We start from the raw sequence: 26,053 nt of genomic DNA, 5'->3' as shown, positions 1-26,053 counted from the left end.
GTCACGCCAGTAGCAGGGTCAGGCCGCCGGTGGTGTAGCAGATCATCAGCACGAACAGCGGGATCTGACCCGCCACCGCCCGCGCGGGCGGCAGCAGCCGGACCGAGCGGTCGTGCGCGGCCACCACGCCCGCGACGTGGCCGAGCACGATGGCCAGCACCTGCACGGTGGCGATCGTGCCGGGGGCGACGGCGTTCTGGTCCACCTCGGCGTCCAGGCCCAGCGCCAGGATGAGCGCGTGCCTGCCCTCGATGACCAGCAGCGAGAAGTAGTGCGCGATCAGGTAGCCGACGGCGATCGGCAGCAGCGAGTGGGCGAAGCCGCCGGCCAGCCCCTTCGTGCCGCCGATCAGGCCGGCCACGCCGAGGCACGCGGCGTACAGGACGGCCACACCCGCGACGGCCGCCAGCAGGCCGAGCGTGCCCAGGCCCGCGCGCCCGCCGAAGGGGGCCGACTGCAGGGCGTTCACCCAGGCGGGGCCGGTGGACAGGCCGTCGTAGGCGGTGCCGCCGAGCAGCACGCAGACCGTGGCGACCAGGCCGGCTGACGGGGCGATGGCGTCCAGGCCGTCGAACGGGTTGCGCAGCACGCGGCCGCCGTCCGCCCGCCTGCCCAGGGGTGACAGGTGGCCGATCAGGGTCGAGTACACCTCGAACGGGTCGCCGCGCTCCAGCCAGGCGTGGCCGTACACGACGGTGCCGGTGAGCTGGGCGGCGGCGTACAGGGTGAGGAAGATCAGCAGGGTGCGGGGTGCGGCGGGCTCGGGCGCGACCAGCTCCGTCCAGGTGAACGCGAGCAGGCCCGCCGCCGCGGGCCAGTACCCCAGCCTGGCCGGGTACGGGCGGCGGGGGCGGTCGGGCAGCAGCCGGAACGGGTTCAGCACCCGCCACACCGGGCCGAGCAGCAGCGACGCGGGCACCAGGCCGACCCAGAACAACACGTACACCAGGTACGGGGCCGCGTTCTCGGTGGGCGGGCCGAGGAGCAGCCAGGCGAGGGTGTAGGCGGCGGCCAGGAGGGTCACGACGCGGGCCGCCCGGGCGGTTCCGCTCGGCGGGCGCAGGGTGATCGGGCGGCCGGCGAGGTCGCCGCGGAACCGGGAGTCGGCCCAGAGCAGGGCCAGCGCCAGGAACGAGACGACCAGCGCGGCGAAGGCGCCGGCGTAGGCGTAGAAGAGCGGGATCGGCAGATCGGCCCGCTCCCCGACCCCGTGCGCCAGCACCCGGGCCGCCGCCGGTTCGCCACCGCACGCGAGCGCCCCCATGGCAGCGCCGGCCGCGAGAGTGCCCGCCGCCGGCCAGGCCGTCATCGGACCGCGAGCTGGGTCAGGACCAGCTTGCCGCGGTGCGTCTCCACCTGGAACACGCCGGTCAGACCGGCCGTGAACCGGATGGTGGCGGGCACCCCGGGCCGCAGCTCGGCCACGAGGTCGTACCCGTGCACGTGCAGCTCGTCGGCGACATCGCTGGTGACGGTGATGCTCACCTGCCGCCCCTTGCGCACCTCCAGCCAGCCGGGCGGCGGCTCCACCCGCCCGCCGGAGACGGTGATCTCGGCGTCCGCCCGCCCGCCCGGCGCGCCGGTCGCCACCGCGTGGCTGTTGCCGGGATCGCGATGCGTCCGCGACAACGGCCCGCACCCGGCGACGAGCCCGCACGCCAACGCCACGACACAGCCCGCCCACACCACCTCGCGCCTCCGGAACGCGGCTCTCACGTGGCCACCTCCGCCTCGGCGGACCGCTCGGCCACCGCGCGCGAGCGCCGGGGCGCCAGCACCACCACGGCGCACAACACCCAGAACCCGGTGAGCAACCCCCGCACCCACCCCGGCCCCAACGGCACGAAGGGGATCAGGTACACCAGCCGATCAAAAGCATCCACGCAGGCCAGCACCCCCACCACCACGGTGAACCAGCCGAACACCGGCCGCCCGGCGACCAACGCCGCCCCCAGGCACCACCACCACGCCCCCATGAGCAACAACGCCACCCCGGTCTGCGCCGCGGTCCCCACAGCCGCGGCCACGACGTCGAGCACCAGCCCGAGCCCACCCGCCACGGTCCCGGCCAGGATCAGCCGCTGCCGCCGCCGGACCGCCGCCGGACCACCACCGGGCGACTTCTCGAGATCGCCCCGCCGCCCCCGCCACCAGAACAACCCCGCCACCAGCCCCAGCACCACCGACCCGCCCAGCGCGAGCTGCGCCTCCACCGTGCCCATCCCCGACGCGCCGAACCAGTCGCACCCCGCCGGCAGCCGCGCCTCGGCGGCGCTGAAGTCGGCGCACAGATACAGCTTGACGAGCTTGACCGGCTCGGCCAGCAGCCGCCGCGTGCCGCCCGTCAGCTCGGGCGCCGCCTGCGCGCACACGGGCAGCACCACGGGTGAGGACGCGCCCGCGTCGGCCTGCCAGCAGTTGCCGGTCCCCTGCCCGTCCCACCACACGTCGAGCCCGTTCGGCCGCCGCTCCCCCGTCGGGCTCACGCCGAACACGTTGTCCTCGTGCCGGTTGAAGTCGGAGGTGTCGGCCTGCTTGGCCAGGTCCTCCTCACCCCTGATGAACGCCGGCACCCCGAAGAGCTGGAAGCCCGCCCGCCGGTGCCCCCAGACCCGGTTGTTCCGGAAGACGTTGTAGTTGCCGCCCGCCACGATCACGCCCGTGCCCGGCGGCACCCCCACCTGCGAGCACACCACGCCCCGCTCGTAGCCGCGCTCGGCGGGCGGCTTGGCGCAGGTGCCGTCGCGGGTGTGGTGGTAGTAGTCGCGGTTGTTGTCGTAGATCTGGTTGTTCTCGAACTTGGCGTGGTTCTGCGGCAGGCCGGGGTGGGACGGCCAGAGGCTGTCCATGGTGGCGCCGACCATGTTGTCGTAGAACTCGTTGTCGTGCACCCAGACCGAGTCGCCGGCGGTGCCGGAGTAGCCGAGCGCGTTGTCGTGGCTCTTGCAGCGGCGGATCTCGATGGCGTAGCGGGGGACGTCGTGGCCGCGGCCCTCGTTCAGGTTGGAGGCGCTGCCCGGGTAGAGGCCGCCGTCGCCGTTGCCGTACGCCTCGCAGTCGGTGTAGAGGCCGTGGTCGCTGGCGAAGGTGAGGAAGCCGTACTCGTCGTTCCACCGGGTCAGGACGCGGTCGATGACGAAGCCGTCGGTCTCCAGCACGTACAGGGAGTTGAACGTGGTGCGCTGCGCGGTGAGGTTCCTGAAGTAGACGCCGTCGGCGCGGTCGGCGCGGACGGCGTTCAGCTTGCGGTACTCGGCGTCGATGACGACGTCGAGCGGGCCGCTGCCGGTGCCCTCGATCTGGAGGTCCCGCTTGCCGAGGATGGCGACGAGGTTCTGGTTGTGCGGGCACTGGACCTGCTGATCGTAGCTGAGGATCTGGTAGCCCCAGTCGGACCAGCGGGCGGGCAGGCGGGCGCAGGCGCCGGTGGGGGCGGGCTGGCTGGGCTCCTCGCGGTAGAGCCCGGGCAGGATGGCGATCGTCATGCCGGGGCGGTCCACCCGGTCGACGGCCTCCTGGAGGTGCCGCACCCCTTTTTCCTTACATTTCGCGAATAAGTCGAGGTTGCGGCTTTTAAGGGCAGCCGGAAAATTCGCGATTCGGCGTTCGAAATCGGCTTTATCCGTCTTGCAGACGAGCAGGTCGGGTTCGCCCTGTCGCAGGACCGGCACCGAGCCCGTACCGTCAGGGAACGTGACCGGCCGCTCCTCGTGGGCCAGGGCCGCACCGGCACCGGCCACCAGCAGGCCCGACGCGAGTGCGACGATGGACGCGAGCTTCCGCATGTGGCCCATGGCCGGAGATTAGAACAAGGCTCACGTTCTGCCTAGGCCGAAAGATCCGGAAATGATGGTGCCCCGCGAAGTCGGCCATCCGTGCAACTCCGTGGGGCAGATCAGAATGCTAGCGAGCGGTCCTACATTTCTTCTGCACGCCTCTGCGGCGCCATTCCGGCCAGGGCCGCGTCGACGACCCGCTCGGCCAGGTCGGGCGAGAGGTCGCCCGCGGGGCCCCACTTGGTGTGCCAGAGCATGGTGCCGGAGATCATCGCCTGGGCCATGTCCACGTCCAGGTCGGGCCGGAGCTCGCCGGAGGCGATGCCGCGCTCGATCACCTGGCGCATCGCCTCCCTGCGCGGCTCCACGGCGCGCTTGAGGAAGCGCTCGAACAGCTGCGGATAGCGGTCGGCCTCGCTCATCGCGATGTTCATCACGCAGCGGCTGCGGGCCTGGCCGTGCTCCCTGCGCATCGCGTCGACCAGGGCGATCAAATCTTCGCGCACCGAGGTGCCGGACAGCGGCGGCAGCGGCGCCTTGAGCGTGGAGAGCGCGTCGACGACCAGGTCCTCCTTGTTGGACCAGCGCCGGTAGATCGTGGTCTTGCCGACGCCCGCCCGCGACGCGATCGCCTCGATGGTCAGCTCGGACAGGCCCATGCCCTCGCCGATCAGGTCGAGGGTCGCCTCGATGATCGCCTTCTCGGCCTTCTCGCTGCGCGGACGGCCCGCGGGGCGGGCGGTCCCGGATTCCTGGATGGTCATCGCGGCCTCACCATACCTCGCCGGCGCTGGCGCGCCGGACCTCAGGGCAGCCGGTCGGGTACGCGCCGCCGCCCGCTGATCGCTCCATCAGCCGGCCCGCCTCTCATCCGCGGGACGACGTGAGCACCGGCTCGTCGCGCTCCGCGTGCTTGGCGGAGCTCGGCTTGCCGGGCATCCACCGGGCCACCACCCCGATGCCGAGCAGCCCGATCACCGCCGACACCAGCGCCGTGACGTGCATGCCGTCGACGAACGCGGTGAACGCCGGCTGGACCAGCGCCTGGCCCCTGTCGCCCAGCTCCTGCACCACGGCCATGGTCGCCATGATCGACTCACCCGCCGCGTGCCGCACGCCCTCGGGCAGGGCGGCCAGCGCGGGCTCCATGCCGCCGCGGTAGCTGGACGACAGCACCGAGCCGAGCACGGCCACGCCGAGCGCGCCGGACACCTGGCGGACGGTGTTGCTCATGGCCGAGCCGACACCGGCCTTCTCCCTGGGCAGCGACTCCATGATGGCCGTCGTGGCGGGCGGCATGATGTTGGCCATCGCGGCGCCCTGGACGAAGAAGATGAGCTCGATGAGCACGATCGGCGTGCTCTGGTCCATCAGCGCGTAGCTGCCGAGGGCCAGCGTGACCACGACCATGCTGACGGTGGCCGACAGCTTGGCGCCGAAGCGTTCGTTGATGCGCTGGCTGAGCGGCGCGAAGATGAGCTGCGCGGCGGCGAACGGGATCATCAGCGCGCCCGCCTGGATCGGTGAGAACCCCATCACGATCTGCAGGTAGAACGTGAGGAAGAACATCCCGCCCATCATCGCGAAGAAGACGATGCCCATCATGCCGATGGCCGAGCTGAAGCGGACGTTGCCGAAGCTGCGCACGTCGAACACCGGGTGGTCGATGCGCCGCTCCCACCACACGAACACGCCCAGCACCGCCACCCCGACCAGCGTCGGGATCAGCACCTCCGCGCTCGCCACGGTGGCCAGCTCGCCGCCGCGGATGATGCCGTACACCAGGGCGACCAGGCCGATGATGGACAGCACCACGCCGACCGGGTCGAGCCTGGACGGCTTCGGGTCACGCGACTCGGGCACCACGGCCGCGATCAGCACCATGCTGATCAGCACGATCGGCACGTTGATCAGGAAGACCGAGCCCCACCAGAAGTGCTCGATCAGCAGGCCGCCCGTGATCGGGCCGATCGCCACCGCGAGGCCCACCCCACCGGCCCACACGCCGATCGCCTTGCCGCGCTCGGCGGGCGGGAACACGTTGGAGATGATCGCCAGCGTGGCCGGCATGATGGCCGCGCCACCGATGCCCATCGCCGCCCTGGCCAGGATCAGCTGCATCGGATCCTGGGCATAGGCGCTGGCCAGCGAGGCCAGGCCGAACAGCAACATGCCGATGAACAACATGCGCTTGCGACCCGTCCGGTCGCCGATCACGCCGAAGGTGAACAACAGTCCGGCGAACACGAGCGTGTAGGAGTTGATCGCCCACTCCAGCTCGCTCTGGGTGGCGCCCAGCCCGACCGTCTCGTCGGCGATGGTCTTCATCGCCACGTTGAGGATCGTGTTGTCGAGCACCACGGCCAGCAGGCTGAACACCAGCACGCCGAGGATGGGCCAGCGGCGTGGATGCCCTGCGTTGGGGTCCATGGGGAAGGTCCTTAATTTCGATACGACTAAGTTTCGCAACGCCACCGTATCGTAGGGTATTCCGATACGCAACGGTCCCGTTTCGTAAACAGGGGATGAACTTCCGACGGGAGGCGCGGCCCCGCTCAGTCCCGGGACGACGCCGCGGCGGCCCCGGCCAGCTCGGCCGCCTCCTGCTCCAGTGACCTGGCAGGCCCTGACCCGCCCGCGCCGGGCGGCCGCCGCCGCCAGAACGGCAGCGCGACCACCACCATGGCCACTCCCACCACCCCGGCCAGCACGAACGCCCACTCGGGCCCGGGCCCGTCGATCACGGCCCCGGCGATCGGCGCCGAGGCGGCGCCGCCGATGAGCAGGGCGGTGCCGTGGAAGCCCATCGCCTCGCCCCGCGCCGCGCTGGGCACCCACCGGCTGAGCGCGTCGACCGTGGACGACAGCGCCGGCGCGCACAGCAGCCCCGCGGGCAGCAGCGCCAGCACCAGCCAGTGCCATCCGCCGCCGACCAGCCCCACGGGGATGGTGAGCAGGCCCATGGCGGCGATCAGGGCCAGCGGCGAGAAGCCGCGCGACAGCCCGCCGTAGACGAAGCCGCCGACGAGGGAGAACACGCACCAGATGGCCACCGCCAGCCCGACCCACACGGTCTGCCCCGCCTGGTTCATGGTCGCGACCAGGGACAGCTCGGTCGCGGTGAGCACGAACGTGGCCGCGGCGGCCGTGCCGAGCAGGGCCACGAAGGCCGGCGTGAGCCACTGCCGCCTGGGCACCCGCACCGTCTCCGCCGCCAGCTCGGCGGCCGAGCGGACGGGCGGGTTGAGCAGGATCAGCCCCAGCCCCGCCGCCGTCAGGCCGGCCCCGATGGCGGTGAGCGTCACGCCGCTGCCGAGCGTCGTGATGCCCGCCACCGCGAGCGCGGGCCCCACCATGTACGACATCTCGACCAGCATCGAGTCGAGCGCGAACCCGCTGCGCCGCTGCTCGACCGGCACCATGGCCGCCAGGCACTGCCTGGTCACGCTGAACACCGGCAGCGCCAGCAGCCCCGCCACCGCCGCCGCCACGAGCAGCACGGGGAACGGCAGCGCCCACGCGCTCGCCCAGAACGCCGCCTGCGCCACCGTGGTGACGGCGAGGACGGGACGCAGACCGTACTTGTCGACGAACCTCCCCGACAGCGGCGAGCCGATGGCCATGCCGATCGTGCTGGCCATGGAGATCAGCCCGGCCGGCCCGTAGTCGAGCCCCATCACCTCGGCCACGTGCAAGGTCAGCGCCATGCCCACGGCCGTGGCGGGCACGCGGGCCAGCAGCCCCACCAGGAGCAGCGTCGGGACGCCGGGGATCTTGAGCAGGCGCCGGTAAGGATCGAGAGCCATGTTTGTTCGTTACCTCCGACGTCGATTGTGTCAAGAGGCACCGACACTTTTGCCACAGGTTTTCCCCGTATGACAGCGCGTGACATCATCGGAGTGAGTCCGGGGACGCCACTGGGGCGCCTCGAGACGTCTTCCTGGAGGGTTCACACATGTCCTCTTCAACCACGCTGTACGGCGGCGGGTCCGGGCGCCGCGTCACCGTCCGCGACCTCACCGCCGCCAAGGAGCGCGGAGAGCGGTGGCCCATGGTCACCGCCTACGACGCGATGACGGCGCGGGTGTTCGACGCGGCGGGCATCCCGGTCCTGCTCGTGGGCGACTCGGCGGCCATGGTCGTCTACGGCTACGACTCCACGCTGCCCGTCACGGTCGACGACCTCCTGCCGCTCACGGCCGCCGTCGTGCGCGGCTCCTCCCGCGCCCTGGTGGTCGCCGACCTGCCGTTCGGCTCCTACCAGGCCTCGCCCCAGCAGGCGCTGGAGTCGGCGGCGCGGTTCATGAAGGAGGCCGGGGCGCACGCGGTCAAGCTGGAGGGCGGCCGACGGGTCCTGCCGCAGGTCGAGGCGCTGGTCTCGGCCGGCGTGCCGGTCATGGCGCACCTCGGCCTGACCCCGCAGTCGGTCAACGTCATGGGCGGTTACCGCGTCCAGGGCCGGGGCCAGTCGGGCGACGAGCTGATGTCCGACGCCAAGGACCTGGAGCGGGCCGGGGCGTTCTCGGTGGTGCTGGAGTGCGTGCCCGCCGACCTGGCGCAGCGGGTGACGACGTCGCTGGCGATCCCGACCATCGGCATCGGGGCGGGCGCGGCGACGGACGCGCAGGTCCTGGTGTGGCAGGACCTCATGGGGCTCACGGAGCGGCCGGCCCGCTTCGTCAAGCGGTACTCCGACCTGGCCGGGGAGATGGACCGCGCCGTCCGGGCCTTCGCCGACGACGTGGTGTCGGGGGCGTTCCCCGCTGAGGAGCACACCTACAGCTGAGCCGCACCCGGTGGCCGTCCGCGTCGGGCGGCCACCGGTCGTACGTGCGGGTCAGCCGGTGGTCAGGGTGGCGGGGTCGGTGTTCGAGCCGCAGACCACCACGGCCACCCGCTCCCCCTCAGCCGGCCGGTAGGCGCCCGACAGCAGCGCCGCGTAGGCGGCGGCGCCCGCGTGCTCGGCCGCCAGCCGGTGCCGCTCCCAGAGCGTACGCCGCGCCGCCACGATCGCCTCGTCCGGCACGAGCACGCTCTCCACCCGGGGCCCGGCCAGCACCTCGAACGCCAGCCCGCCGATCTTGCTGGCCCCCAGCGCGTCGGCCCCCACGCCGCTGACGTCGACCCGCACCGGCTCGCCCGCCTGACGCGCCGCGTGCAGGGTCGGGATCAGCTCAGGCTCGACGGCCACGATCCTCGGCCCGCTGGAGGCACTGGACGAGCCCGCCGTGCCGAGCGTGATGCCGGCCGCGAAGCCGCCCCCGCCCACCGCCACCAGCACCGTGTCGACCCCGCCGGTCTGCTCCACCAGCTCCAGCCCCGTGGTGCCCTGCCCGGCCACCACCTCGGCCTGGTCGTAGGCGTGCACCGACAGCGCCCCGGTCTCGGCGGCCCGCTTGGCGGCGGCGTCGGCGGCCTCGGAGTAGATGGCGCCCGTCTGGGTGATGTGCGCCCCCAGCGCCTTCAGCCCGGCCACCTTGACGGGGCTGGTCACCTCCGGCACGAAGATCTCCGCCCGCACGCCCAGCGCCCGCGCCGCGAACGCCACGGCCAGCCCGTGGTTGCCACCGCTGGCGGCGATCACGCCGCTGTCGGGCAGCTCGCCGGCCGACAACATGCGGTTGAACGCCCCGCGTACCTTGAAGGACCCCGAGTGCTGCAGCAGCTCCAGCTTCAGGACCAGCCCCGGCGAGACCTCGATCACGGGCGTGCGGAGCACGTGCCCGGCGATCCGCCGCGCGGCCTCCTGGACGTGCGCATGGGTAACAGTCGTCACGTCGTCCAAGGCTATGCCAGTGCCTGCGACACATCGGCCCACAGGTCCTCGGGGTGCTCGATGCCGACGGCGATGCGTACGGTGCCCTCGCCGATGCCGCTGCGCCGCAACTCCTCGGCGCTGAGCGCGCGGTGGGAGGTGGTGGCCGGGTGCAGGACGAGCGTCTCGACGCCGCCGAGCGAGGGGGCGAGCAGCGCCAGGCGTACGGACTTCATGAACCGCTCCCCCGCGGCCCGCCCGCCGGCCAGGTCGAAGGAGAACACGCCGCCGAACCCGGACAGCAGCTTGCCCGCCAGCTCGTACGACGGGTGCGTGGCCAGTCCCGGCCAGTGCACGGCCGTGACGGCGGGGTGCTCGGCCAGCCGGGTGGCCAGGAGGTCGGCGTTGGCGCAGTGGCGCTCCATGCGCAGCCCGAGCGTCTGCAGCCCGCGCACCGTCAGCCAGCTCGCGAACGGGTCGGCCGAGGCCCCCAGCTCGATCGCGAAGTGCCACAGCTCGTCGTAGAGCGCCCGGTCGGCGAACACGGCGAGGCCGCCCACCACGTCGGTGTGCCCGGACAGGTACTTGGTGGTGGAGTGCACGACGATGTCCGCCCCGTGCTCGAACGGACGGCACAGCAGCGGCGTGGCGAACGTGTTGTCCACCACGGACAGGATCCCCAGGTCGCGGGCGGCCTCGCACATCGCGGGCAGGTCGGCGACCAGCGTCATCGGGTTGCTGATCGTCTCCAGGTAGAGCAGCCGGGTCTCGGGCCGGACGGCGGCGCGCAGGGCGGCCGGGTCGTTCTCCGGCACGTACGTGACCGCGATGCCGAACCGGGCGACCAGCTCGTTGATCATGGCGGCGGTGCCCCCGTACAGCGAGCGCTGGGCCACGAGGTGGTCGCCCGGCTTGAGCAGCCCGAGCAGGACGACGTTGATCGCGCCCATGCCCGAGCCGGTGGCGATGGCGTGCGCGCCGCCTTCGAGCCCCGCCACGGCCAGCTCCAGCGAGCGCACGGTCGGGTTGCTGTAGCGCCCGTACACGAACGCCCCGTCGGGGCGCCCCATCGACTCGGCCATCACGGCCGGGTCGTCGAAGGTGAAGCCGGAGGTCTGGTAGATCGGCATGCTGATCGGGCGGCTGCCCTCGATGGGCGGCTGCGGGACGTGGACCGCTCTCGTCTCGGGGCGGAAATCATTCATGTCACCAGAATCCACCGGCGGGAGATCCGGCGTCAGAGCCAATCCGGCACAATTGGTCCATGAATGGGGCCAATCTCGATGACCTCGTCGATCTGCTCGGCCGGTGGGCGTCCGGGCGCGGGCCGCTGTACCTGCTGCTCGCCGCCCGCCTGCGAGCGCTGATCGACGACGGCGTGCTGGCGCCGGAGGAGCCGCTGCCTCCTGACCGGGTGCTGGCCAGGCGGCTGGCGGTCGGCCGGGGCACGGTGGTGGCGGCGTACGACCTGCTGCAGCAGGAGGGCCGGCTGGTGCGCCGTCAGGGCAGCGGCACCAGGGTGGCCGCGCTCGACCTGCCCGCCACCCGCACGGCCGACGGCGTGGCGGCCAACCCGCTGCTGCTGCACATCCTGCACCCGCCGGACAACGTGCAGCTCCTGTCGTGCGCGGCCCCGCACCACCCGCCGCCCGCGCTGTGCGAGGCCTACGCCGAGGCCGCCCAGCGCCTGACCGGGCTGCACGAGATGGGGTACCAGCCGGCGGGCAACCCGGAGCTGCGGGCCGCGCTGGCCGCGTACTACACCGGCCGCGGCCTGCCCACGACGCCCGACGAGATCATCGTCACCACGGGCGCCCAGCAGGCGATCACCCTGCTCACGGGGCTGCTGGTGGCACCCGGTGACACGGTGCTGGCCGAGACGCCGTCCTACCCGGGCGCGCTGGAGGCGTTCAGGCACGCGGCGGCGGTCGTGCGGCCCGCGACCGGCGTCGAGGACCTGCGCGAGCGCCCGGCGCTGGCCTACTTCATGCCCTCGGTCCGCAACCCGGACGGCGCGATCATGGACAACCCGTCCCGCAGGCGGCTGGCCACCCTGGCCGCCGAGCACGACGTGCCGCTGATCGACGACGAGGTCCGCGCCGAGCTGTGCTTCTCGGGCGAGACGCCCGCGCCGCTGGCGAGCTTCCACCGGGGCGAGCACGTCATCACGGTCGGCTCGCTGAGCAAGCTGGTCTGGGGCGGGCTGCGGGTCGGCTGGGTCCGCGCGGCGGCGCCGCTGGTCTCGCGGCTGGCCAGGCTGCGGGCCGTGCACGACCTCGGCGGCGAGGTGATCAGCCAGCTCGCCGCCGCCGCGCTGCTGCGCCGCCTGGACGAGGTCCGCGCCGCGCAGCTCGCGACGTTGCGCCGCCGCCACGACCACCTGTGCGCCGAGCTGCGGGCCCGCCTGCCGTCCTGGACGTTCGAGCCCGCCCTGGGCGGCCAGACCATCTGGGTACGCGTCCCGCACGGCGACGTCGACTCCTTCGCCCAGGTGGCGCTCAGGCACGGCGTCGCGGTGCCGCCCGGCCGCTCCTTCGACCCCCTGGGCGCCTACGCCGACCACATGCGGCTGCACTTCCTCTTCCCCGAGGACGAGCTTTCGCGCGCGGTGAACAACCTGGCCGTGGCCTGGGCCTCCTACGACGGAGCCGGTCGCACGGTCTCCCGCCACCCCCTCGTCGTCTGAAAGGGTGGATGCATGCAGACGACCTTCGTACTCGTGCACAGCCCTTCCGTCGGGCCCTCGACGTGGGCTGCGGTGGCCGAGTCGCTGGAGCGCCGGGGGCACGCGGCGGTGGTGCCCGACCTGACCGGCGTGTCGGCGGGCGGGCCGCCGTACTGGCACAGGGTGGTGGCGGCGGTGCGCGCCGCGGCACCCGGCGACGGCCCCGTGGTGCTGGTCGCCCACAGCAACGCCGGGCACTTCCTCCCGGTGATCAGCGAGGGGCTGGGCGAGCGGGTGGTGGCCTGCGTGTTCGCCGACGCGCACGTCCCGCCGCGCGAGGGGATGGTCAGGACGGCGGAGGCGGAGTTCCTGCCGTTCCTGCACGACCTGGCGGGCCCCGACGGCGTGCTGCCGCGCTGGACCGACTGGTGGGACGAGGAGGACGTGGTGGCCATGCTGCCCGACCCGGCCGTGCGGATCCGCGTGGCGGCCGAGCAGCCGCGGCTGCCGCTCGACTACTACACGCAGCCGATCCCCGTGCCGGCCGGGTGGGACACCGTCCGGTGCTCGTACCTGTGGTTCGGCCCGCCGTACGACGGCGTCGCCGAGGCGGCGGCCGGCCGGGGCTGGCCGGTCACCCGGGTGCCCGGCCTGCACCTGCACCAGCTCGTCGACCCCGAGGGCGTCACCGACGCGCTGCTCAAGCTCTCCAGGAAGTCGTGAATTCTTCACTGTCGCCCGCCTGCGCCCCCGGCGACAGTGGGACGCATGACAGCGATCGACGTGAGCGGGCTCCGCAAGAGCCATCAGGGTTTCGAGGCGGTGAAGGGCATCTCGTTCGAGGTGGCCGAGGGAGAGATCTTCGCGCTGCTCGGCAGGAACGGCGCGGGCAAGACCACCACGATCGAGGTGCTGGCCGGCTTCCAGCGGCCGGACGGCGGCACGGTGCGGGTGCTCGGCCTCGACCCGCACGCCGACCGCGCCGCCGTCCGCCGGCGCACCGGCGTGATGGTGCAGGAGGCCGGGTTCTTCCCTGAGCTGACGGTCGCCCAGACGGTCGACACCTGGCGCGACTTCACCTCCGCGCCCCGTCCCCGCGACGAGGCGCTCGACCTCGCCGGGCTGCGGGCCAGGTCGGGCACCAAGGTGCGGCAGCTGTCCGGCGGCGAGAAGCGCAGGCTCGACCTGGCGCTGGCCCTGCTGGGCCGCCCCGACCTGCTCTTCCTCGACGAGCCGACCACCGGCATGGACCCCGAGGCACGCACCGCCACCTGGGCCGTCATCCGCGACCTGGCCGCCCGGGGCACCACGATCCTGCTGACCACGCACTACCTGGAGGAGGCGCAGCGCCTGGCCTCGTCGATGGCGATCATGGATGAGGGCCGCATCGTGGCCTCCGGCGGCATGGCGGAGACGCTCGCGGCCCGCGGCGGGCGGGTGGCGTTCCGGCTGCCCGCGCACGTGGACCCCGGCTCCCTGCCGCTGCCGGTCACCGTCGAGGAGGGGCTCGCCGTGTGCCGGGCCGAGGACCCGGACCTGGCCGCGCAGAAGCTGCTGACCTGGGCGGCCGAGCGTGGGCTGCGCCTGACGGGCCTGGAGGTCCGCGCCGCCACCCTGGAGGACCTCTTCCTGGAGCTGAGCGCCCGATGAGCCTGACCGCCACCTACCGGCTCGGCACCCGCCTGTTCTGGCGGGACAAGTCCATGCTGTTCGCCTCGGTCGTCACGCCGGTCGGCCTGGCCGTGGGCCTGCCCACGCTGATGCGGCACGTCACCGCGCAGGGCGTCGCCGGCGCCACGGCGCTCGCCCAGAGCTCGATCTCGATCCTGCTGGCGATCACCGCGTTCATGAACATCACCGTGGCCCTGACCGCCCGCCGCGACCAGCTCGTGCTCAAGCGGCTGCGCGCCACCCGCCTGACGGACGGGCAGCTCCTGCTGGGCCAGATCGCCAGCACGGCCACGCAGACCGTGGCACTGATCGCGTTGTGCACGGTCGCGGTGCGGCTGGCCGCCGGAGTCCCGCTCCCGGCGAACCCCCTGGCCTTCGCCGCCGTCACCGTCGCGGGCTCCGTGGTGATGGCCCTGCTCGGCGCGGCCTACACGGCGGCGATCCCGCGCGCCGAGCTGGCCGCCGCCTACACCATGCCGGTCTTCCTGGTCGCCGCGGTGTCGGCGGGCGCGATGGGGCCGATCCCGGTGCCGTCCTGGCTGCGGCCCGTCCTCGACCTGCTGCCGACCACGGTCGTGGTGGACGCGGTCAGGAGCGGCGAGCCGGTCGTGCCGTTCCTCGTGCTGGCGGGCTGGGCGGTGGCGGGCGTCGTGGCGCTGCGGCTGTGGTTCCGCTGGGAACCGCGCAGGTCCTAGGCCCGCGGGGGTCCGGGATAATCGTCGTCGTGGCCTCCTCCTCCGGTGCCCGCAGGCTGGCGAGCGGGCTCATCACCGCCGTCTCGTGCGCGTACACGGCGATCACGCTCGTCTACTTCCTCCAGGGCGCCTACTACGGCGTGCTGGCCGTCCTGTCCATGACCGCCGTGGTCGTCACCCACTACGTCAACATCAGGGCCGGCCTGCGCGGCGTGCGTCCACCGCTGTTCCCCGCGACGCTGGTGCTGCAGGCGGTCGCCACCTACCTGCCCGACTTCCTGCTGCCCGGCGGCATGTCGGCGCTGACCGCGCCGCTGCTCGCCGGGTCCCTGCTGGTGCTGCTGCCGCTGGGCTGGGGCGGTGCGCTGGTCGGGCTGATGATGCTGAGCGAGGGCGCCCGGATGTGGTGGGGGCCGGCGGGGGCGCACGTCACGTTCTTCTACGTGGCCACCATCGCGACGACGGGCGCCATGATCTACGCGCTGGTCCGGTTCGTCCGGGTGACGGTCGAGCTGGAGCAGGCCAGGGCCGAGCTGGCGCAGGCCGCGGTGCTCAGGGAACGGCTGCGCATCTCCCGCGACCTGCACGACGGCCTGGGCCGCAGCCTCACCGCGATCGCCCTCAAGGGCGACCTGGCGGGGCGGCTCATCGACCGCGACCCCGGCGCCGCGCGCACCGAGGTGGGCGAGCTGGTGCAGGTGGCCAGGGACGCCGCCCAGGACGTGCGGCAGGTCGCCAGGGGGTATCGGGAGTTGTCGCTGGCGGGCGAGGTGGACCGGGCGGTGGCGTTGCTGGAGTCGTCGGGGGTGGGGGTGCAGGCGCATCTGGCGGACGTGCCGCTGCCCCGGCGGTCGGAGGAGGCGCTGGCGTGGGCCGTACGGGAGGGCGTCACGAACGTCCTGCGCCACAGCAGGGCCACCACCTGCACGATCACCACGTCGCTGCACGGCGGGGCGGTGCGGCTGGAGATCGCCAACGACGGCGCACCGCCCGCCCCCGATGGCGGCCGTGACGGCGTGCGCGACCTTGATCACGGCCATGGCGGCGTGCGCGACCTTGATCACGACCGTGGCGGCGTGCGCGGCCTTGATCACGGCCGTGGCGGCGGGCTCGAGGCCGGCGTCACGGGTAATGGCCTGACGGGCCTGGCGGAGCGGGCCGCCCAGGCCGGCGGCTCCTGCAGCGCCGCCCCCACCGGCGAGGGCGGCTTCCTCCTGGCCGTCGAGGTCGCGGCATGATCAGGGTGCTGCTGGCCGAGGACATGCACATGATCCGCGCCGCCCTCACCGCCCTGCTCCGCCTGGAGCCCGACATCGAGGTGGTCGCGGAGGTCACCCGTGGCGACGAGATCGTCCCGGCGGCGCTGCGGGTCCGGCCCGACGTCGCGGTCGTGGACATCGACCTGCCGGTCCTGGACGGCATCACCGCCGCCGCCACGCTGGGCGAGCGCCTGCCGTCCTGCCGCATCCTGGTGCTCACGGCGATGGGCCAGCCAGGCCAGGTCCGCAGGGCGCTGGCCGCCGGCATCGAGGCGTTCCTGGTCAAGGACGCGCCCGGCGACCGGCTGGCGGAGTCGATCAGGCGCACCGCCGCCGGGCTGCGCGTGCTGGACGCCGAGCTGGTCTCCTCGGCCATGGAGTACGGCGAGAGCCCGCTGACGCCCAGGGAGTCGACCGTGCTCAAGGAGGCGGCCAGAGGCGCCTCGGCCGAGGAGATCGCCGCCCGCCTCCACCTCTCCCCCGGCACCGTCCGCAACTACCTCACCGGGGCGATCACGAAGACGGGCGCCCGCAACAAGATCGACGCCATCCGCATCGCCGAGGACGCCGGCTGGCTCTGACACCCCCGCACCCGAGCGGCACGCTCACGGCCCTCATGTGACACCCCCGCACCCGAGCAGCACGCGCACGGCGCTCAGATGTCGGTGATGCGCAGCCCCGCGTGCGCCTTGTAGCGGCGGTTGACCGAGATGATGTTCGCCGTGAGCGCCTCGATCTGGTGAGCGTTACGCAGCCGCCCCCCGTACACCCCCCGCACCCCGGGAATCACCTCGGCCAGCGCCTGCACGGTGTCCGTGGCCTCCCGGTCGTCGCCCAGCACGAGCACGTCGAGATCCACCTTGTCCACCGCCGGATCCATCAGCACCACGGCCGACACGTGGTGGAACGCGGCCACCACCCGGCTGTCGGGCAGCACGGCCGCGGCCTGCTGGGCGGCGCTGCCCTCCTCGACCGGCAACGCGTACGCGCCCTGCTTGTCGAACCCGAGCGGGTTCACGCAGTCGACCACGATCTTGCCGGCCAGCTCGCCCTTGAGGGACTCCAGCAGCGCCTTGTGCCCCTCGTACGGCACCGCCACGATCACGATGTCGGCCCGCGCGGCCACGGCCGCGTTCTCGTCGCCCGTCGCGCCCGCCCCGATGGAGTCGGCCGCCTCCTGGGCCCGCTGGGCGCTGCGCGAGCCGATCAGCACCGGATGCCCGGCCAGCGCGAACCGCCGCGCCAGCCCTTTGCCCTGGTCGCCGGTGCCGCCGAGGATGGCGATGGAAAGTCCGTTCACGTCTGTCATAACCAGATCATGCCAGGCCCACCCGGCACGAGGGCCGGGTGGGTCCGTCGCGGGTCCCTCAGCAGTTGCTGGAGGCGGGCAGGCCGAGGATCCGCAGGGCCAGCCATTCGATGGCCGGCGGGCCGCCCTCGATGGCCCCGGTGACGTGGTCGGGGGCCGGCAGCGAGAGCCAGCGCACCCGCGCCCCGGCCCTGCAGTACTCGGTGCGCAGCGTGGAGCCCACGGCGAGCGGGATGATCTGGTCGCCGCGCGCGTGGTAGAGGAAGACCGGCACCCGCGGCGCGACGGCGCCGAGCCGGTTCTCCGCCAGGCGGGTCAGCCACTTGGGCTGGTTGAGCAGGTCGATCGGGCTCAGGTCGGAGAAGCGGAGCCCGGCCAGCTTGCTCAGGTCGCCCACGCAGTCGTCGGCGGCGTCGGCGAGCAGCGCGCGGCCCCGGTCGTTGAGGTCGGCCTCCAGGTCCAGCTCGGGGTAGGCGGCGTCGAGCCCGATCCCGGCGGCGGCGGCCAGGCCGAAGTCGGGGCTGCCGTCCAGGTGCTGGGCCACGGCACGCAGGTCGGCGGGCACCCCACCGGCCGCCACGCCGCGCAGCCGCAGCTCGGGCGCGTACGACGGCTGGAGCTGGGCGGCCCAGGCGGCGGAGGCGCCGCCCTGGGAGTAACCCATGATGCCGACGGGCGCGCCGGCCGACAGCCCGGCTCCCGGCACCCGGCTGGCCGCCCTGATCGCGTCGAGCACGGCGTGCCCCTGCGAGATCCCCACCATGTACGTGTGCTGCCCCGGCGTGCCGAGGCCCTCGTAGTCGGTCATCGCGACCGCGTACCCCTTGAGCAGGAACAGGCTGACCAGCGCGAGCTCGGCCTCCCCGCCCCGTTGCATGCCTGCGGAAGGCGCGCACTGGTCGCCGAGGCCGTGGGTGCCGAACGCGTACCCGATGATCGGGCGGGTGCCGAGCGGGTAGCCGGCCTTGGGCACGAGCAGCGTGCCGGAGACGGTGTTGACGGCGCCGGTTGCGGACGTGGAGTTGTAGCGCAGGTGCCAGGCGTTGACCGGGACCTCCAGCAGCTGGCCCGGCAGGAGGTAGACCGTGGTGGGCTGAGCGGAGACGACGTCTCCCGGTGCCGCGGCGCGAGCGGGGCCCGCGACGAGAAGCGACATGATCGATAACAGGATCATGGACATGCTGACGCGCACACGTAAGGTCATGTGCCGCCCCTCTCCGTGAGGATCACCACTTGGGACGGCGGCGCCGCGAGCCGATCGTTACCCGAGGGTAACTCCATGTCAAGGCCCGAAATGACGGAGAAACACGCCTCGTGTCAAGACATCACTCCCGAATCAACCACCCCGCTCATCCCGCGTGGGGCACCATGGGGGCATGGACTCAGGATCGGTCGCCTTCCTGCGCGAGCTCCTCGCCGAGACGGGCTGGCTCGAACGCGCCCGCGAGCTGGGCCTGGCCCTGCGCGCCACGCGTTCGCCGGGCGGCCTGCTGCTGGTGGGCACCCCCGACGAGGAGCCCTGGCACCTGACCGCGCACCTCGCCGACGAGGCCCGCCTGTCCGGCCTGTCGCAGCTCGCGCCCACCCTGGTGCGCTGGGACCCGCCCCCCGGCGCGCCCGCCCACCTGAGCGTCGGCCTCGACCGGCTGGAGCGGGCGGCCCGCGGGGAGACGCTGTTCGTGCTGTCGGAGCAGCAGGCTCCCGTCCCGCTGCTCGAACGCGTGGACGACGCGCGGCGTACCGGGGCCACCATCCTGGCGATCGAGGGCGGCGACCGGGAGCTGGCCGGGCTGGCGCACGACGCGATCGCGGTGCCGCGCGACGGGCTGGTGACGTTCGACGGGGCGCAGCACCTGGTCAGCGCGGCGGCGGGCGAGCTGGAGCAGCGCCCGCGGCTGCGCGACCGCCTGGCCCGCCTCCTGGAGAAGGTCAGCGGCCCGCAGGTCGCCGACTGACGTCGGAAGGAGCGCCGGACGGCTCCTCCCGCCGCTGGAGCCGCCCGCGCAGCGACCCCTCCAGCGCGGCCGTGGCCTCCTCGATCGCCTCGATCACCACGGCCTGCACCGGATCGGGCTCCCCCGAGCGGGTCCGCCCGACCCGCGTGACGACGTCCACCCTGCGCGCGCCCACCTCGCGGATGTCGCTCACCCGCACCTCGCCCTCGGGCACGTCCAGCAGCGCCAGGCCGGGCACGATCGCCACTCCGTGCCCGTCGGCCACCAGCGCCAGCGCCGAGTCGAACTCCGTCACGAAGTGCACCTTGCGCGGCTCGAACCCGTGCAGCCCCGCCAGCCGGTCCAGCGCCTGCCCGGTCGCGTGGGACGGCACGCTGGCCACCCACGGGCAGCGCATGAGGTCGGTCACCGTGGCCGGCGGCTCTTCCCAGCCGGGCGGCACCACGATGCGGTACTCGTCCACGTACAGCAGCCGCGTGGTCAGCGACGGCTGCGACAGGGCGGGCAGCCCCATGTCCTGCTCGGTGATCAGCACGTCCACCGAGCCGAGCCGCAGCTCCTGCAGCGCCGGCTGGCCGTAGATCTCATGGATGACCGGGGTGATCCGGGGATGGCGCACGGCCAGCTCCGCCAGCGCGGGCACCAGGATGTGCTTGATCACGGTGGCGAAGGCGGCGATGCGCACCGGCCCCGCCAGCCGCTCGGTGAACCGGGTGAGCTCCCGCCTGGCCTCGGCCAGCTCCTCCTCCACCCGCTCGGCGTACCCGGCCAGCACCCGCCCCGCCGGGGTGAGCGAGACGCTGCGCTGGGAGCGGTCGATGAGCGGCAGCCCGACCTCGCGTTCGAGCTGGGCGAGCTGCTGGGAGACGGCGGAGGAGGTCAGGTGCAGCGCCTCGGCGGCCCGCAGGACGCCGCCCCGGCGGGCGACCTCGTACAGGACGCGTAACCGCCGAGGATCGATCTCCACCCGGCTCAGCCTACTTCTGGTCCTCGATCAGTCGTCGTCCTGGTCCGCCTCGTCCCATGACTTGTTGCGGTCGGCGGCGCGTTGCAGCGCCCCCGCCGCCTCCTCCTCGGACGCGTACGGACCCATCCGGTCCTTGTTGGGGCAGCCCTGGTCGGGCTCGACCCGCATGTGCTTGAGACAGAACCACCACTGGCCTTCGCTCACGAGGTCAATTCTGCCCCGTAGACTCATGTTTCATGACGACACTGCTCCAGCCCGGGCGAGTTTCGCCCATGCGAAAGGTCCCCGCCCACATCGAGCGGCCGGAGTACGTCGGCAAGAAGCGCCCCAGGACCGGCGAGTCCGACGTGAAGACCCCTGAGATCATCGAGCGGATGCGGGTGGCGGGCAGGATCGCCGGCCAGGCTCTCGAAGAGGTCGGCAAGCACGTCCGGCCGGGCGTCACCACCGACGAGCTCGACAGGATCGGCCACGAGTTCCTCCTCGACCACGACGCCTACCCCAGCACGCTCGGCTACAAGGGCTATCCGAAGTCGCTGTGCACCTCGATCAACGAGGTCATCTGCCACGGCATCCCCGACGACACCGTGCTGCGCGACGGCGACATCGTCAACGTCGACATCACCGCCTTCATCGGCGGCGTGCACGGCGACACCGACGCGACGTTCCTGGTCGGCGAGGTCGACGAGGAGTCGCGGCTGCTGGTGGAGCGCACCCGCGAGGCGACGATGCGCGCCATCAGGGCGGTCGCGCCCGGCCGCCAGCTCAACGTGGTGGGCCGCGTCATCGAGGCCTACGCCAAGCGCTTCGGCTACGGCGTGGTGCGCGACTTCACCGGCCACGGGATCGGCACGAGCTTCCACTCCGGGCTCATGGTGCCGCACTACGACGATCCGTCGCTGCGGGTGGAGCTGGTGCCGGGGATGACGTTCACGATCGAGCCGATGCTGACGCTCGGCACGATCGAGTACGAGATCTGGGCCGACGGCTGGACGGCCGTGACGAAGGACCGCAAGCGCACGGCCCAGTTCGAGCACACGATCGTCGTCACCGAGACGGGCAGCGAGATCCTCACCCTGCCCTGACCCCGGCCCGCTCACCGCCGCCTCGGCACCACCCCCGTCACCGTGGTGCCCTCACCCTGCACGCTGTTGACCGACAGAGTGCCGCCCACCTCGGCGAGGGCCGCCCGCATCCTGGCGATCCCGCGCCCGGCCCGCACGCTGGGAAACCCCTGGCCGTTGTCGCTGACGGTCATCCGCAGGCCGCTCTTGCCGACCGTCACGGCGATGGACACGGTCCGGGCCCTGCTGTGCAGCTCGACGTTGGACAGGGCTTCACGCATGGTGGTCATGACGCCGCTCGACACCCGGGACGGCACGTCGGTGGCGGGCAGCGCCCACGTCTCGACCGTGATTCCCGTGCGCTCCGACCATTCGGCCAGATAACTTTCGAGCGCCTCGGCCAGGCTCTGCCCCCCGCGCATCCGTGTCTCTTCCGACAATGGTTCTCGCCTTCCTTGGCACCCGGGCCAAGCACCGGTCCCCACTCCGGCGCCCCCATCCGTGCGGTGCGCGTCCCCCCTCAAGGCATACGCACGCTAGCTGATGGGGTTATGCCCGTCTCCCCTCGAAGAAAGGCTACCTGCCGGTCCAGGGACGTGTAATCGGAAGGTAGAAGGGCATGACCGATCCGCTACTCGCCCTTGTCGGCGCGGTTGAGACGGGCGAGATAGGCGTTGTAGGAGTCAAGTTCGGGGTCGCCGCCACCGCCGCGTTCGGCCTTGCGGTCGGCGCGCCGGGCCTGCCTGTTGTCGTCCTTGTACCACTGCACGGCGATGGCCAGCAGGACGATGAGCGTGGGGATCTCACCGAAGCCCCACGCGATGGCGCCGCCGTCGCGTTGCGTCTGCAACAGCGTGTCGCCCCAGGTGCGGCCGAGCTGCTCGTACCAGCCGGAGGCGATCACGCCGCCCATCATCATCAGCGCGATGCCGAAGAAGGCGTGGAACGGCATGGTGACGAAGAGCATCAGCAGCCGCCCGACGTACGGGAGCCGGTTGGGCCCCGGGTCGACGCCGATGATCACCCAGAAGAACAGGCACCCGCTGATCAGGAAGTGCAGGGTCATCCAGATGTGGCCGAGGTGCTCCTTCATCGCCGACTCGAACAGCGGCGTGAAGTACAGCGCGTACGTCGAGGCCACGAAGATCGCGGTGGCGACCACGGGATGCGTGACGACCTTGGTGAACCGGCTGTGCAGGATCGTGGTGATCCACTCGCGCGGCCCCCTGTCGCCCCTCCGGGCGGCGGGCTTGAGCGCGCGCAGGGCCAGGGTGACCGGCCCGCCCAGGACGAGGAAGATCGGCACCACCATCGACAGCGTCATGTGCTCGATCATGTGTACGTCGAACATGACCTGCGCGTACCGGGCCAGGCCGCTCTGCGTGCAGAGGACGAGCAGCGCGACGCCGACGAACCAGGAGGCGGTGCGGCCCCACGGCCACTTGTCGCCGCGCCGGCGCAGGCGCAGCACTCCGGCCCCGTAGAGCCCGGCCAGCACGGCCGCCACCACGGCGAAGAACAGGTCGAGCCACCACAGCGAGAAGACGTTGCCGATGGTGATCGGCGGCGGCAGGGGGAAGCCGAGCAGCTCGAACGCCCGGTCGGCGGGGATCGTGTACTCGGGCGGCGGCGTGCGCGACAGCGCCACAGCGATGCCGATGGTGGCGAACATGAGCACCGTCTCGCCGGCGGCCAGCCGGGTGAACGCCCGCGGCTTGCGGGCCTCCAGGTCGGCGAGCGTGCGCTGGCGGTGCCAGTAGCCGATGTAGCCGAGCAGCACGAACGCCACGAGCTTGGCCACGGCGAGCAGGCCGTACTCGGAGGTCCACAGGTCGGAGACCGCGCCCAGCCGCGCCACCAGCGCGAAGACCCCGGACAGGCCCACCCCGGCGTAGCACCACAGCGCCATCCGGGAGAACCGCGCCGCGGCCACGTCGAGCTGCGGCTGCTTGCGCAGCGCGTGCAGGGCCAGCACGCCCAGGCCGCCCGTCCACAGAGCGAGCGAGAGCAGGTGCAGCGACACCGAGGAGGTGGCCAGGTCGTGGTTGGGCGAGGAGGAGGTGTGCCCGGTCAGCGGCGCGGGCAGCAGCGTCACCATCGCGAACACCAGCAGCCCCGCCGCCGCGCCCGCGGTGATGGCGCCGCGCGAGAACAGCGCGATGGCCACCCCGAACAGCACGACCAGCGTCAGCGCGACGCCCTGCGTGGTCTGGGTGGCGTAGCTGGTCAGGAACGCGCGGTCGAGGATCTGCGGCACGCTCCTGCCCATGGAGTCGGCCACGCCGAACACGATCGACAGGAACGCGGCGCCCGCCCACACCAGGGCGGCCCAGGAGCTGGCCTTGACGTACTCCAGGGCGCTCTTGCCGAGCACGCCCTTGTCGTTGGGCAGCAGCGCGGCGGCCATCAGCAGCAGGCCCACGGTGATCACGCCGGAGGCGTCCATGAGCAGCTTGGACAGCGGCAGCCCCCAGCGCACGACCGCGCCGGCGTCGGGCAGCCCCGGGATGATCCGGGGAAACGCCCTGCCCCCGGCGATCATGCCGATGACCAGGGCGGCGATCGCGGCCGCCGCGGTCACGAGCGCGAGGCGCGCCGCCCGGCTCATGGCTGCTTCTTCCTCGCGCTGAGCAGGAACCCGATGCCGATGCCGACGAGCGCCCCGATGACGATGATCAGCCAGACGGGGAACGTCCCGCCCTGCTCGGCCGCCGCCTGCTCGGTGGCGGCGACGCCGGTGGGCGAGGCCGCAGGCGCGCTCGACGCGACGGTGGCCGCGGGCTCCTGAGCCGCGGACGCGGACGCAGCCGCAGAGGGGGACGCGGATGCGGACGGGGAGGGGGACGGGCTGGGGGACGGCGGCTCGGCGCCCTTCACCCGGAACGGGATCTCCCCTTCGATGGGGTGCCCGTCGGAGGACACGACGCGGTAGGCGATCGTGTACTTCCCGTCGGGCAGCGGCCCCTTGACAGCCTGTGTCACCACGGCGCCGTCGACCTCGGGCTTGCCGCTCTGGTGCTGGGCGTCGCCGTCGCCGCGCACGATGACGAACGGCATGCGCACCTTGGCGCTGAACTCGAGCTTGACCTCGTCGAGGGACGTGACCTCGGCGTTCTTGGCCGGGGAGCTGCTCTTCAGCGTGTCGTGCGCGAGCGCGGGCCCGGCGAGGCCGAGCACGAGCCCGGCGGCGAGCCCGGACGTGAGCAGAGCGGCGGCGAGAATCGCGGTGAGGGCCGCGAACGGGGATCTCTTCATGGCACCCCCAAGGCTACCGACGCCCCTGCCCGGTCCGGACGTCGCGCTGCGAACCGGGCCTACAATCCCGCGCAGGCCAGCGCCCGCTGGTAGGCGTCGACCGCTCCGTCGGCGTCGCCGAGCTGCTCCATGGTCTCGGCCGTGGCGTACCAGTGGGCGGCCGAGCGGCGGGAGTCGGGCAGCGGCGACAGCCAGCTCTCGACGGCGGCGGCGTGCGCGCGGCCTTCCTCCATGCGGCCGACGGCGCCGTAGATGCGAGCGAGCAGCAGGTTGGCCTCGGCACCCATCGAGTGGCCGAACTCGGGCAGCAGGCTCCTGCTGGAGGCGGCGTGCTCGGCCGCGCTGTCGAGGTCGTCGCTCATGTATTCGGCGCAGGCCAGCTCCAGGTAGAGGATGGACTGGTCGACGGTGCTGGTCGAGGTCTGCTCGAACTCCGTGATCGCCGCGCGCAGCACGTCGCGCGCGCTTCTCGGGTCCTGCGCGCCGGTGCGCAGCCGTGTCCGGGCGGCCTGCAGCCGCAGCCGGGCGGTGTTGCGCGGCTGGCCGTGCTCCAGCTGCACGGCCAGGGCCCGCTCGATGAAGGCCACCGCCTCCTCGCGGTGGCCGGTGGCGCGGGCGACGAGGGAGGCGTTCCAGTTGGCCGCCACGATGGAGCGGGGGGTGCCCAGCGCGTCGGCCGCGTTGAGCAGCTCGGCCGCGAACTGCCTGGCGCGCAGCATGTCGCCGCGCTCGTTGTAGGCCATGAGCAGGGTGGCGGCCAGCTCGACCAGCAGATCGTTCCAGGGCTGGCGGACGTTGCCGCTCAGCAGCTGCTCGCCGACCTCGACGGCCTCGCTCAGCCGCTCGCTCTCGCGGTAGGCGCGGCACAGCGCCACGGCCACCTCGATGGCGCGCTCGGGGGAGAGCTCCTCCTCGCGAAGCTTCAGCATGATCGAGATGGCCTGGTCGAGATCGCCGGCCGCCTCCGTGGCGAGGGCCAGCCCGAACTCGGCTTCTTGACGAAGCCCTGTCAAACCTGCCAAGTTACTGTTTCCCAGGAGCTCCGCGAAGCGGGTGCGGGCCTCGGCGACCTCACCGTTCTCGAGTGCCAGCCGCGCGTAGCCGAGAGCCAGCTCGATATCCTCCATCTGCTCGGCGGTGACACCGTTGATCAGATAGGACAGCGAGCAGTCAAGCTTGTTGGCCAGGAGCTCCAGGACCGCAGGGGTAGGAGTGCGCTTACCGCTCTCGATCAGCGAGACGTAGCTGTCGGACAGCTCGGGATGCGCCAGCTGCGCCTGCGACAAGCCGCGTTGCCGCCGAACCGTCTTGATACGGAGACCGACGAGGTCAGATGTGGTCACAGCTGCCGCTCCCTGAGAAGATGAAATCCGAGCAACCCACATAGGCGAGGGAGAACCCCCATGCGCATGCGCATTGCCCTGTCGATCCTGGCTGTCGCGGTCGGCACCGCGATAGCCCTTGGAGGTAATGTTACGGCCGCGAGTGCCACGACGTCTTCCCTCTCGAGCATGACCGGAGACGCCGGTTGCTGCTGACCGGTGGCCAACGTCCTCCAAGGCAAGGCACGTCCGGACGCGGACCGCACTCCGTGACCGGAGCACGATGGCTCGGCAAGTAGAGAGGCGCCGCGGTCCCGCAACCCGCTGCCCGCTCGTCCTTGCCTGAGTCATTCATCAGGA

At 72.5% G+C, this 26,053-nt stretch carries 25 protein-coding genes; 9 read left to right on the top strand and 16 right to left on the bottom strand.

The window, feature by feature from the left end; all coding sequences use genetic code 11:
- Nucleotide 1 precedes the first annotated feature (1 nt).
- The 6 genes from LCN96_RS16450 to LCN96_RS16425 all read right to left on the bottom strand — a co-directional run bounded on the left by LCN96_RS16450 (nt 2) and on the right by LCN96_RS16425 (nt 7,582).
- Nucleotides 2-1,309: a hypothetical protein gene (locus LCN96_RS16450; RefSeq protein WP_225273503.1), complete on the bottom strand. Its 1,308-nt coding sequence runs from the start codon at nt 1,307-1,309 to the stop codon at nt 2-4.
- On the bottom strand, nt 1,306-1,716 hold the full coding sequence (locus LCN96_RS16445; RefSeq protein WP_225273502.1) for a cupredoxin domain-containing protein: 411 nt from the start codon (nt 1,714-1,716) through the stop codon (nt 1,306-1,308). Before LCN96_RS16445 ends, LCN96_RS16450 begins: the two co-directional genes overlap by 4 nt.
- Nucleotides 1,713-3,530, bottom strand: coding sequence for a right-handed parallel beta-helix repeat-containing protein (locus tag LCN96_RS16440; protein ID WP_225273501.1), 1,818 nt, complete (start codon nt 3,528-3,530; stop codon nt 1,713-1,715). Before LCN96_RS16440 ends, LCN96_RS16445 begins: the two co-directional genes overlap by 4 nt.
- Nucleotides 3,531-3,916: 386 nt before the next feature.
- Complete coding sequence (locus LCN96_RS16435) at nt 3,917-4,540, bottom strand: TetR/AcrR family transcriptional regulator (RefSeq protein ID WP_225273500.1); 624 nt, start codon at nt 4,538-4,540, stop codon at nt 3,917-3,919.
- A gap of 103 nt (nt 4,541-4,643) precedes the next feature.
- Entirely contained in the window at nt 4,644-6,206 is a 1,563-nt protein-coding gene (locus tag LCN96_RS16430; RefSeq protein WP_225273499.1) for a DHA2 family efflux MFS transporter permease subunit, read from the bottom strand.
- A 125-nt stretch (nt 6,207-6,331) separates the two neighbouring features.
- Nucleotides 6,332-7,582 (bottom strand): MFS transporter, encoded by a 1,251-nt coding sequence (locus LCN96_RS16425; RefSeq protein WP_225273498.1) that lies wholly within the window; start codon nt 7,580-7,582, stop codon nt 6,332-6,334.
- Between the two features lie 149 nt (nt 7,583-7,731).
- Here LCN96_RS16425 and panB point away from each other — a divergent pair, with 149 nt between their 5' ends.
- Nucleotides 7,732-8,562: a 3-methyl-2-oxobutanoate hydroxymethyltransferase gene (gene panB / locus LCN96_RS16420; RefSeq protein ID WP_225273497.1), complete on the top strand. Its 831-nt coding sequence runs from the start codon at nt 7,732-7,734 to the stop codon at nt 8,560-8,562.
- A 51-nt stretch (nt 8,563-8,613) separates the two neighbouring features.
- On the opposite strand, the gene LCN96_RS16415 is transcribed toward panB, so the two are convergent.
- Nucleotides 8,614-9,552 carry a serine/threonine dehydratase gene (locus LCN96_RS16415; protein WP_225273496.1) on the bottom strand — a complete coding sequence of 313 codons (939 nt, stop codon included), beginning with the start codon at nt 9,550-9,552 and terminating at the stop codon, nt 8,614-8,616.
- A gap of 11 nt (nt 9,553-9,563) precedes the next feature.
- The gene (locus LCN96_RS16410; protein WP_225273495.1) at nt 9,564-10,736 is read right to left on the bottom strand and encodes a trans-sulfuration enzyme family protein; all 1,173 of its coding nucleotides are present in this window, start codon (nt 10,734-10,736) and stop codon (nt 9,564-9,566) included.
- 59 nt (nt 10,737-10,795) lie between these two features.
- Between LCN96_RS16410 and LCN96_RS16405 the strand changes: the two genes are divergently transcribed.
- Genes LCN96_RS16405 through LCN96_RS16380 form a run of 6 tightly spaced genes read left to right on the top strand, consistent with a single transcriptional unit; the run spans nt 10,796 to nt 16,402 of the window.
- On the top strand, nt 10,796-12,217 hold the full coding sequence (locus LCN96_RS16405; RefSeq protein ID WP_225273494.1) for an aminotransferase-like domain-containing protein: 1,422 nt from the start codon (nt 10,796-10,798) through the stop codon (nt 12,215-12,217).
- A 12-nt stretch (nt 12,218-12,229) separates the two neighbouring features.
- A complete protein-coding gene (locus LCN96_RS16400; protein WP_225273493.1) occupies nt 12,230-12,919 on the top strand; it encodes an alpha/beta hydrolase in 690 nt (229 codons plus the stop codon).
- 45 nt (nt 12,920-12,964) lie between these two features.
- Nucleotides 12,965-13,846 carry an ABC transporter ATP-binding protein gene (locus tag LCN96_RS16395; protein WP_225273492.1) on the top strand — a complete coding sequence of 294 codons (882 nt, stop codon included), beginning with the start codon at nt 12,965-12,967 and terminating at the stop codon, nt 13,844-13,846.
- Complete coding sequence (locus LCN96_RS16390; RefSeq protein WP_225273491.1) at nt 13,843-14,562, top strand: ABC transporter permease; 720 nt, start codon at nt 13,843-13,845, stop codon at nt 14,560-14,562. The genes LCN96_RS16395 and LCN96_RS16390 overlap by 4 nt, the downstream gene beginning before the upstream one ends.
- A gap of 29 nt (nt 14,563-14,591) precedes the next feature.
- Nucleotides 14,592-15,800: a sensor histidine kinase gene (locus LCN96_RS16385; protein ID WP_225273490.1), complete on the top strand. Its 1,209-nt coding sequence runs from the start codon at nt 14,592-14,594 to the stop codon at nt 15,798-15,800.
- On the top strand, nt 15,797-16,402 hold the full coding sequence (locus tag LCN96_RS16380) for a response regulator transcription factor (RefSeq protein ID WP_225273489.1): 606 nt from the start codon (nt 15,797-15,799) through the stop codon (nt 16,400-16,402). The genes LCN96_RS16385 and LCN96_RS16380 overlap by 4 nt, the downstream gene beginning before the upstream one ends.
- A 74-nt stretch (nt 16,403-16,476) precedes the next feature.
- Here LCN96_RS16380 and npdG read toward each other — a convergent pair whose 3' ends face one another.
- Both npdG and LCN96_RS16370 read right to left on the bottom strand, forming a co-directional pair.
- Nucleotides 16,477-17,130: an NADPH-dependent F420 reductase gene (gene npdG / locus LCN96_RS16375; RefSeq protein WP_225273488.1), complete on the bottom strand. Its 654-nt coding sequence runs from the start codon at nt 17,128-17,130 to the stop codon at nt 16,477-16,479.
- 58 nt (nt 17,131-17,188) lie between these two features.
- A complete protein-coding gene (locus LCN96_RS16370) occupies nt 17,189-18,334 on the bottom strand; it encodes a lipase family protein (RefSeq protein ID WP_225273487.1) in 1,146 nt (381 codons plus the stop codon).
- Nucleotides 18,335-18,506: 172 nt separating this feature from the next.
- Between LCN96_RS16370 and LCN96_RS16365 the strand changes: the two genes are divergently transcribed.
- Nucleotides 18,507-19,085: a hypothetical protein gene (locus LCN96_RS16365; RefSeq protein WP_225273486.1), complete on the top strand. Its 579-nt coding sequence runs from the start codon at nt 18,507-18,509 to the stop codon at nt 19,083-19,085.
- On the opposite strand, the gene LCN96_RS16360 is transcribed toward LCN96_RS16365, so the two are convergent.
- Together LCN96_RS16360 and LCN96_RS16355 are read right to left on the bottom strand one after the other, a co-directional pair.
- Complete coding sequence (locus tag LCN96_RS16360; protein WP_225273485.1) at nt 19,060-20,052, bottom strand: LysR family transcriptional regulator; 993 nt, start codon at nt 20,050-20,052, stop codon at nt 19,060-19,062. The two genes, LCN96_RS16365 and LCN96_RS16360, sit on opposite strands and share 26 nt — an antisense overlap.
- Before the next feature lie 27 nt (nt 20,053-20,079).
- The gene (locus LCN96_RS16355) at nt 20,080-20,283 is read right to left on the bottom strand and encodes a hypothetical protein (RefSeq protein ID WP_397351903.1); all 204 of its coding nucleotides are present in this window, start codon (nt 20,281-20,283) and stop codon (nt 20,080-20,082) included.
- 5 nt (nt 20,284-20,288) lie between these two features.
- Here LCN96_RS16355 and map point away from each other — a divergent pair, with 5 nt between their 5' ends.
- Nucleotides 20,289-21,137: a type I methionyl aminopeptidase gene (map, locus tag LCN96_RS16350; RefSeq protein WP_225273483.1), complete on the top strand. Its 849-nt coding sequence runs from the start codon at nt 20,289-20,291 to the stop codon at nt 21,135-21,137.
- Between the two features lie 11 nt (nt 21,138-21,148).
- Here the strand turns inward: map and LCN96_RS16345 are convergent, their stop codons facing one another.
- The 4 genes from LCN96_RS16345 to LCN96_RS16330 all read right to left on the bottom strand — a co-directional run bounded on the left by LCN96_RS16345 (nt 21,149) and on the right by LCN96_RS16330 (nt 25,714).
- Complete coding sequence (locus tag LCN96_RS16345) at nt 21,149-21,538, bottom strand: sensor histidine kinase (RefSeq protein ID WP_225273482.1); 390 nt, start codon at nt 21,536-21,538, stop codon at nt 21,149-21,151.
- 209 nt (nt 21,539-21,747) lie between these two features.
- Nucleotides 21,748-23,724: a cytochrome c oxidase assembly protein gene (locus LCN96_RS16340; protein ID WP_225273481.1), complete on the bottom strand. Its 1,977-nt coding sequence runs from the start codon at nt 23,722-23,724 to the stop codon at nt 21,748-21,750.
- The gene (locus tag LCN96_RS16335; protein WP_225273480.1) at nt 23,721-24,371 is read right to left on the bottom strand and encodes a copper resistance CopC family protein; all 651 of its coding nucleotides are present in this window, start codon (nt 24,369-24,371) and stop codon (nt 23,721-23,723) included. Before LCN96_RS16335 ends, LCN96_RS16340 begins: the two co-directional genes overlap by 4 nt.
- Before the next feature lie 59 nt (nt 24,372-24,430).
- Nucleotides 24,431-25,714 carry a helix-turn-helix domain-containing protein gene (locus LCN96_RS16330; protein ID WP_225273479.1) on the bottom strand — a complete coding sequence of 428 codons (1,284 nt, stop codon included), beginning with the start codon at nt 25,712-25,714 and terminating at the stop codon, nt 24,431-24,433.
- Nucleotides 25,715-26,053 lie beyond the last annotated feature (339 nt).

It is taken from the genome of Nonomuraea gerenzanensis, from assembly GCF_020215645.1.
Taxonomy (GTDB): Bacteria; Actinomycetota; Actinomycetes; order Streptosporangiales; family Streptosporangiaceae; genus Nonomuraea; species Nonomuraea gerenzanensis.
This window is presented reverse-complemented; position numbering and strand designations above follow the sequence as displayed.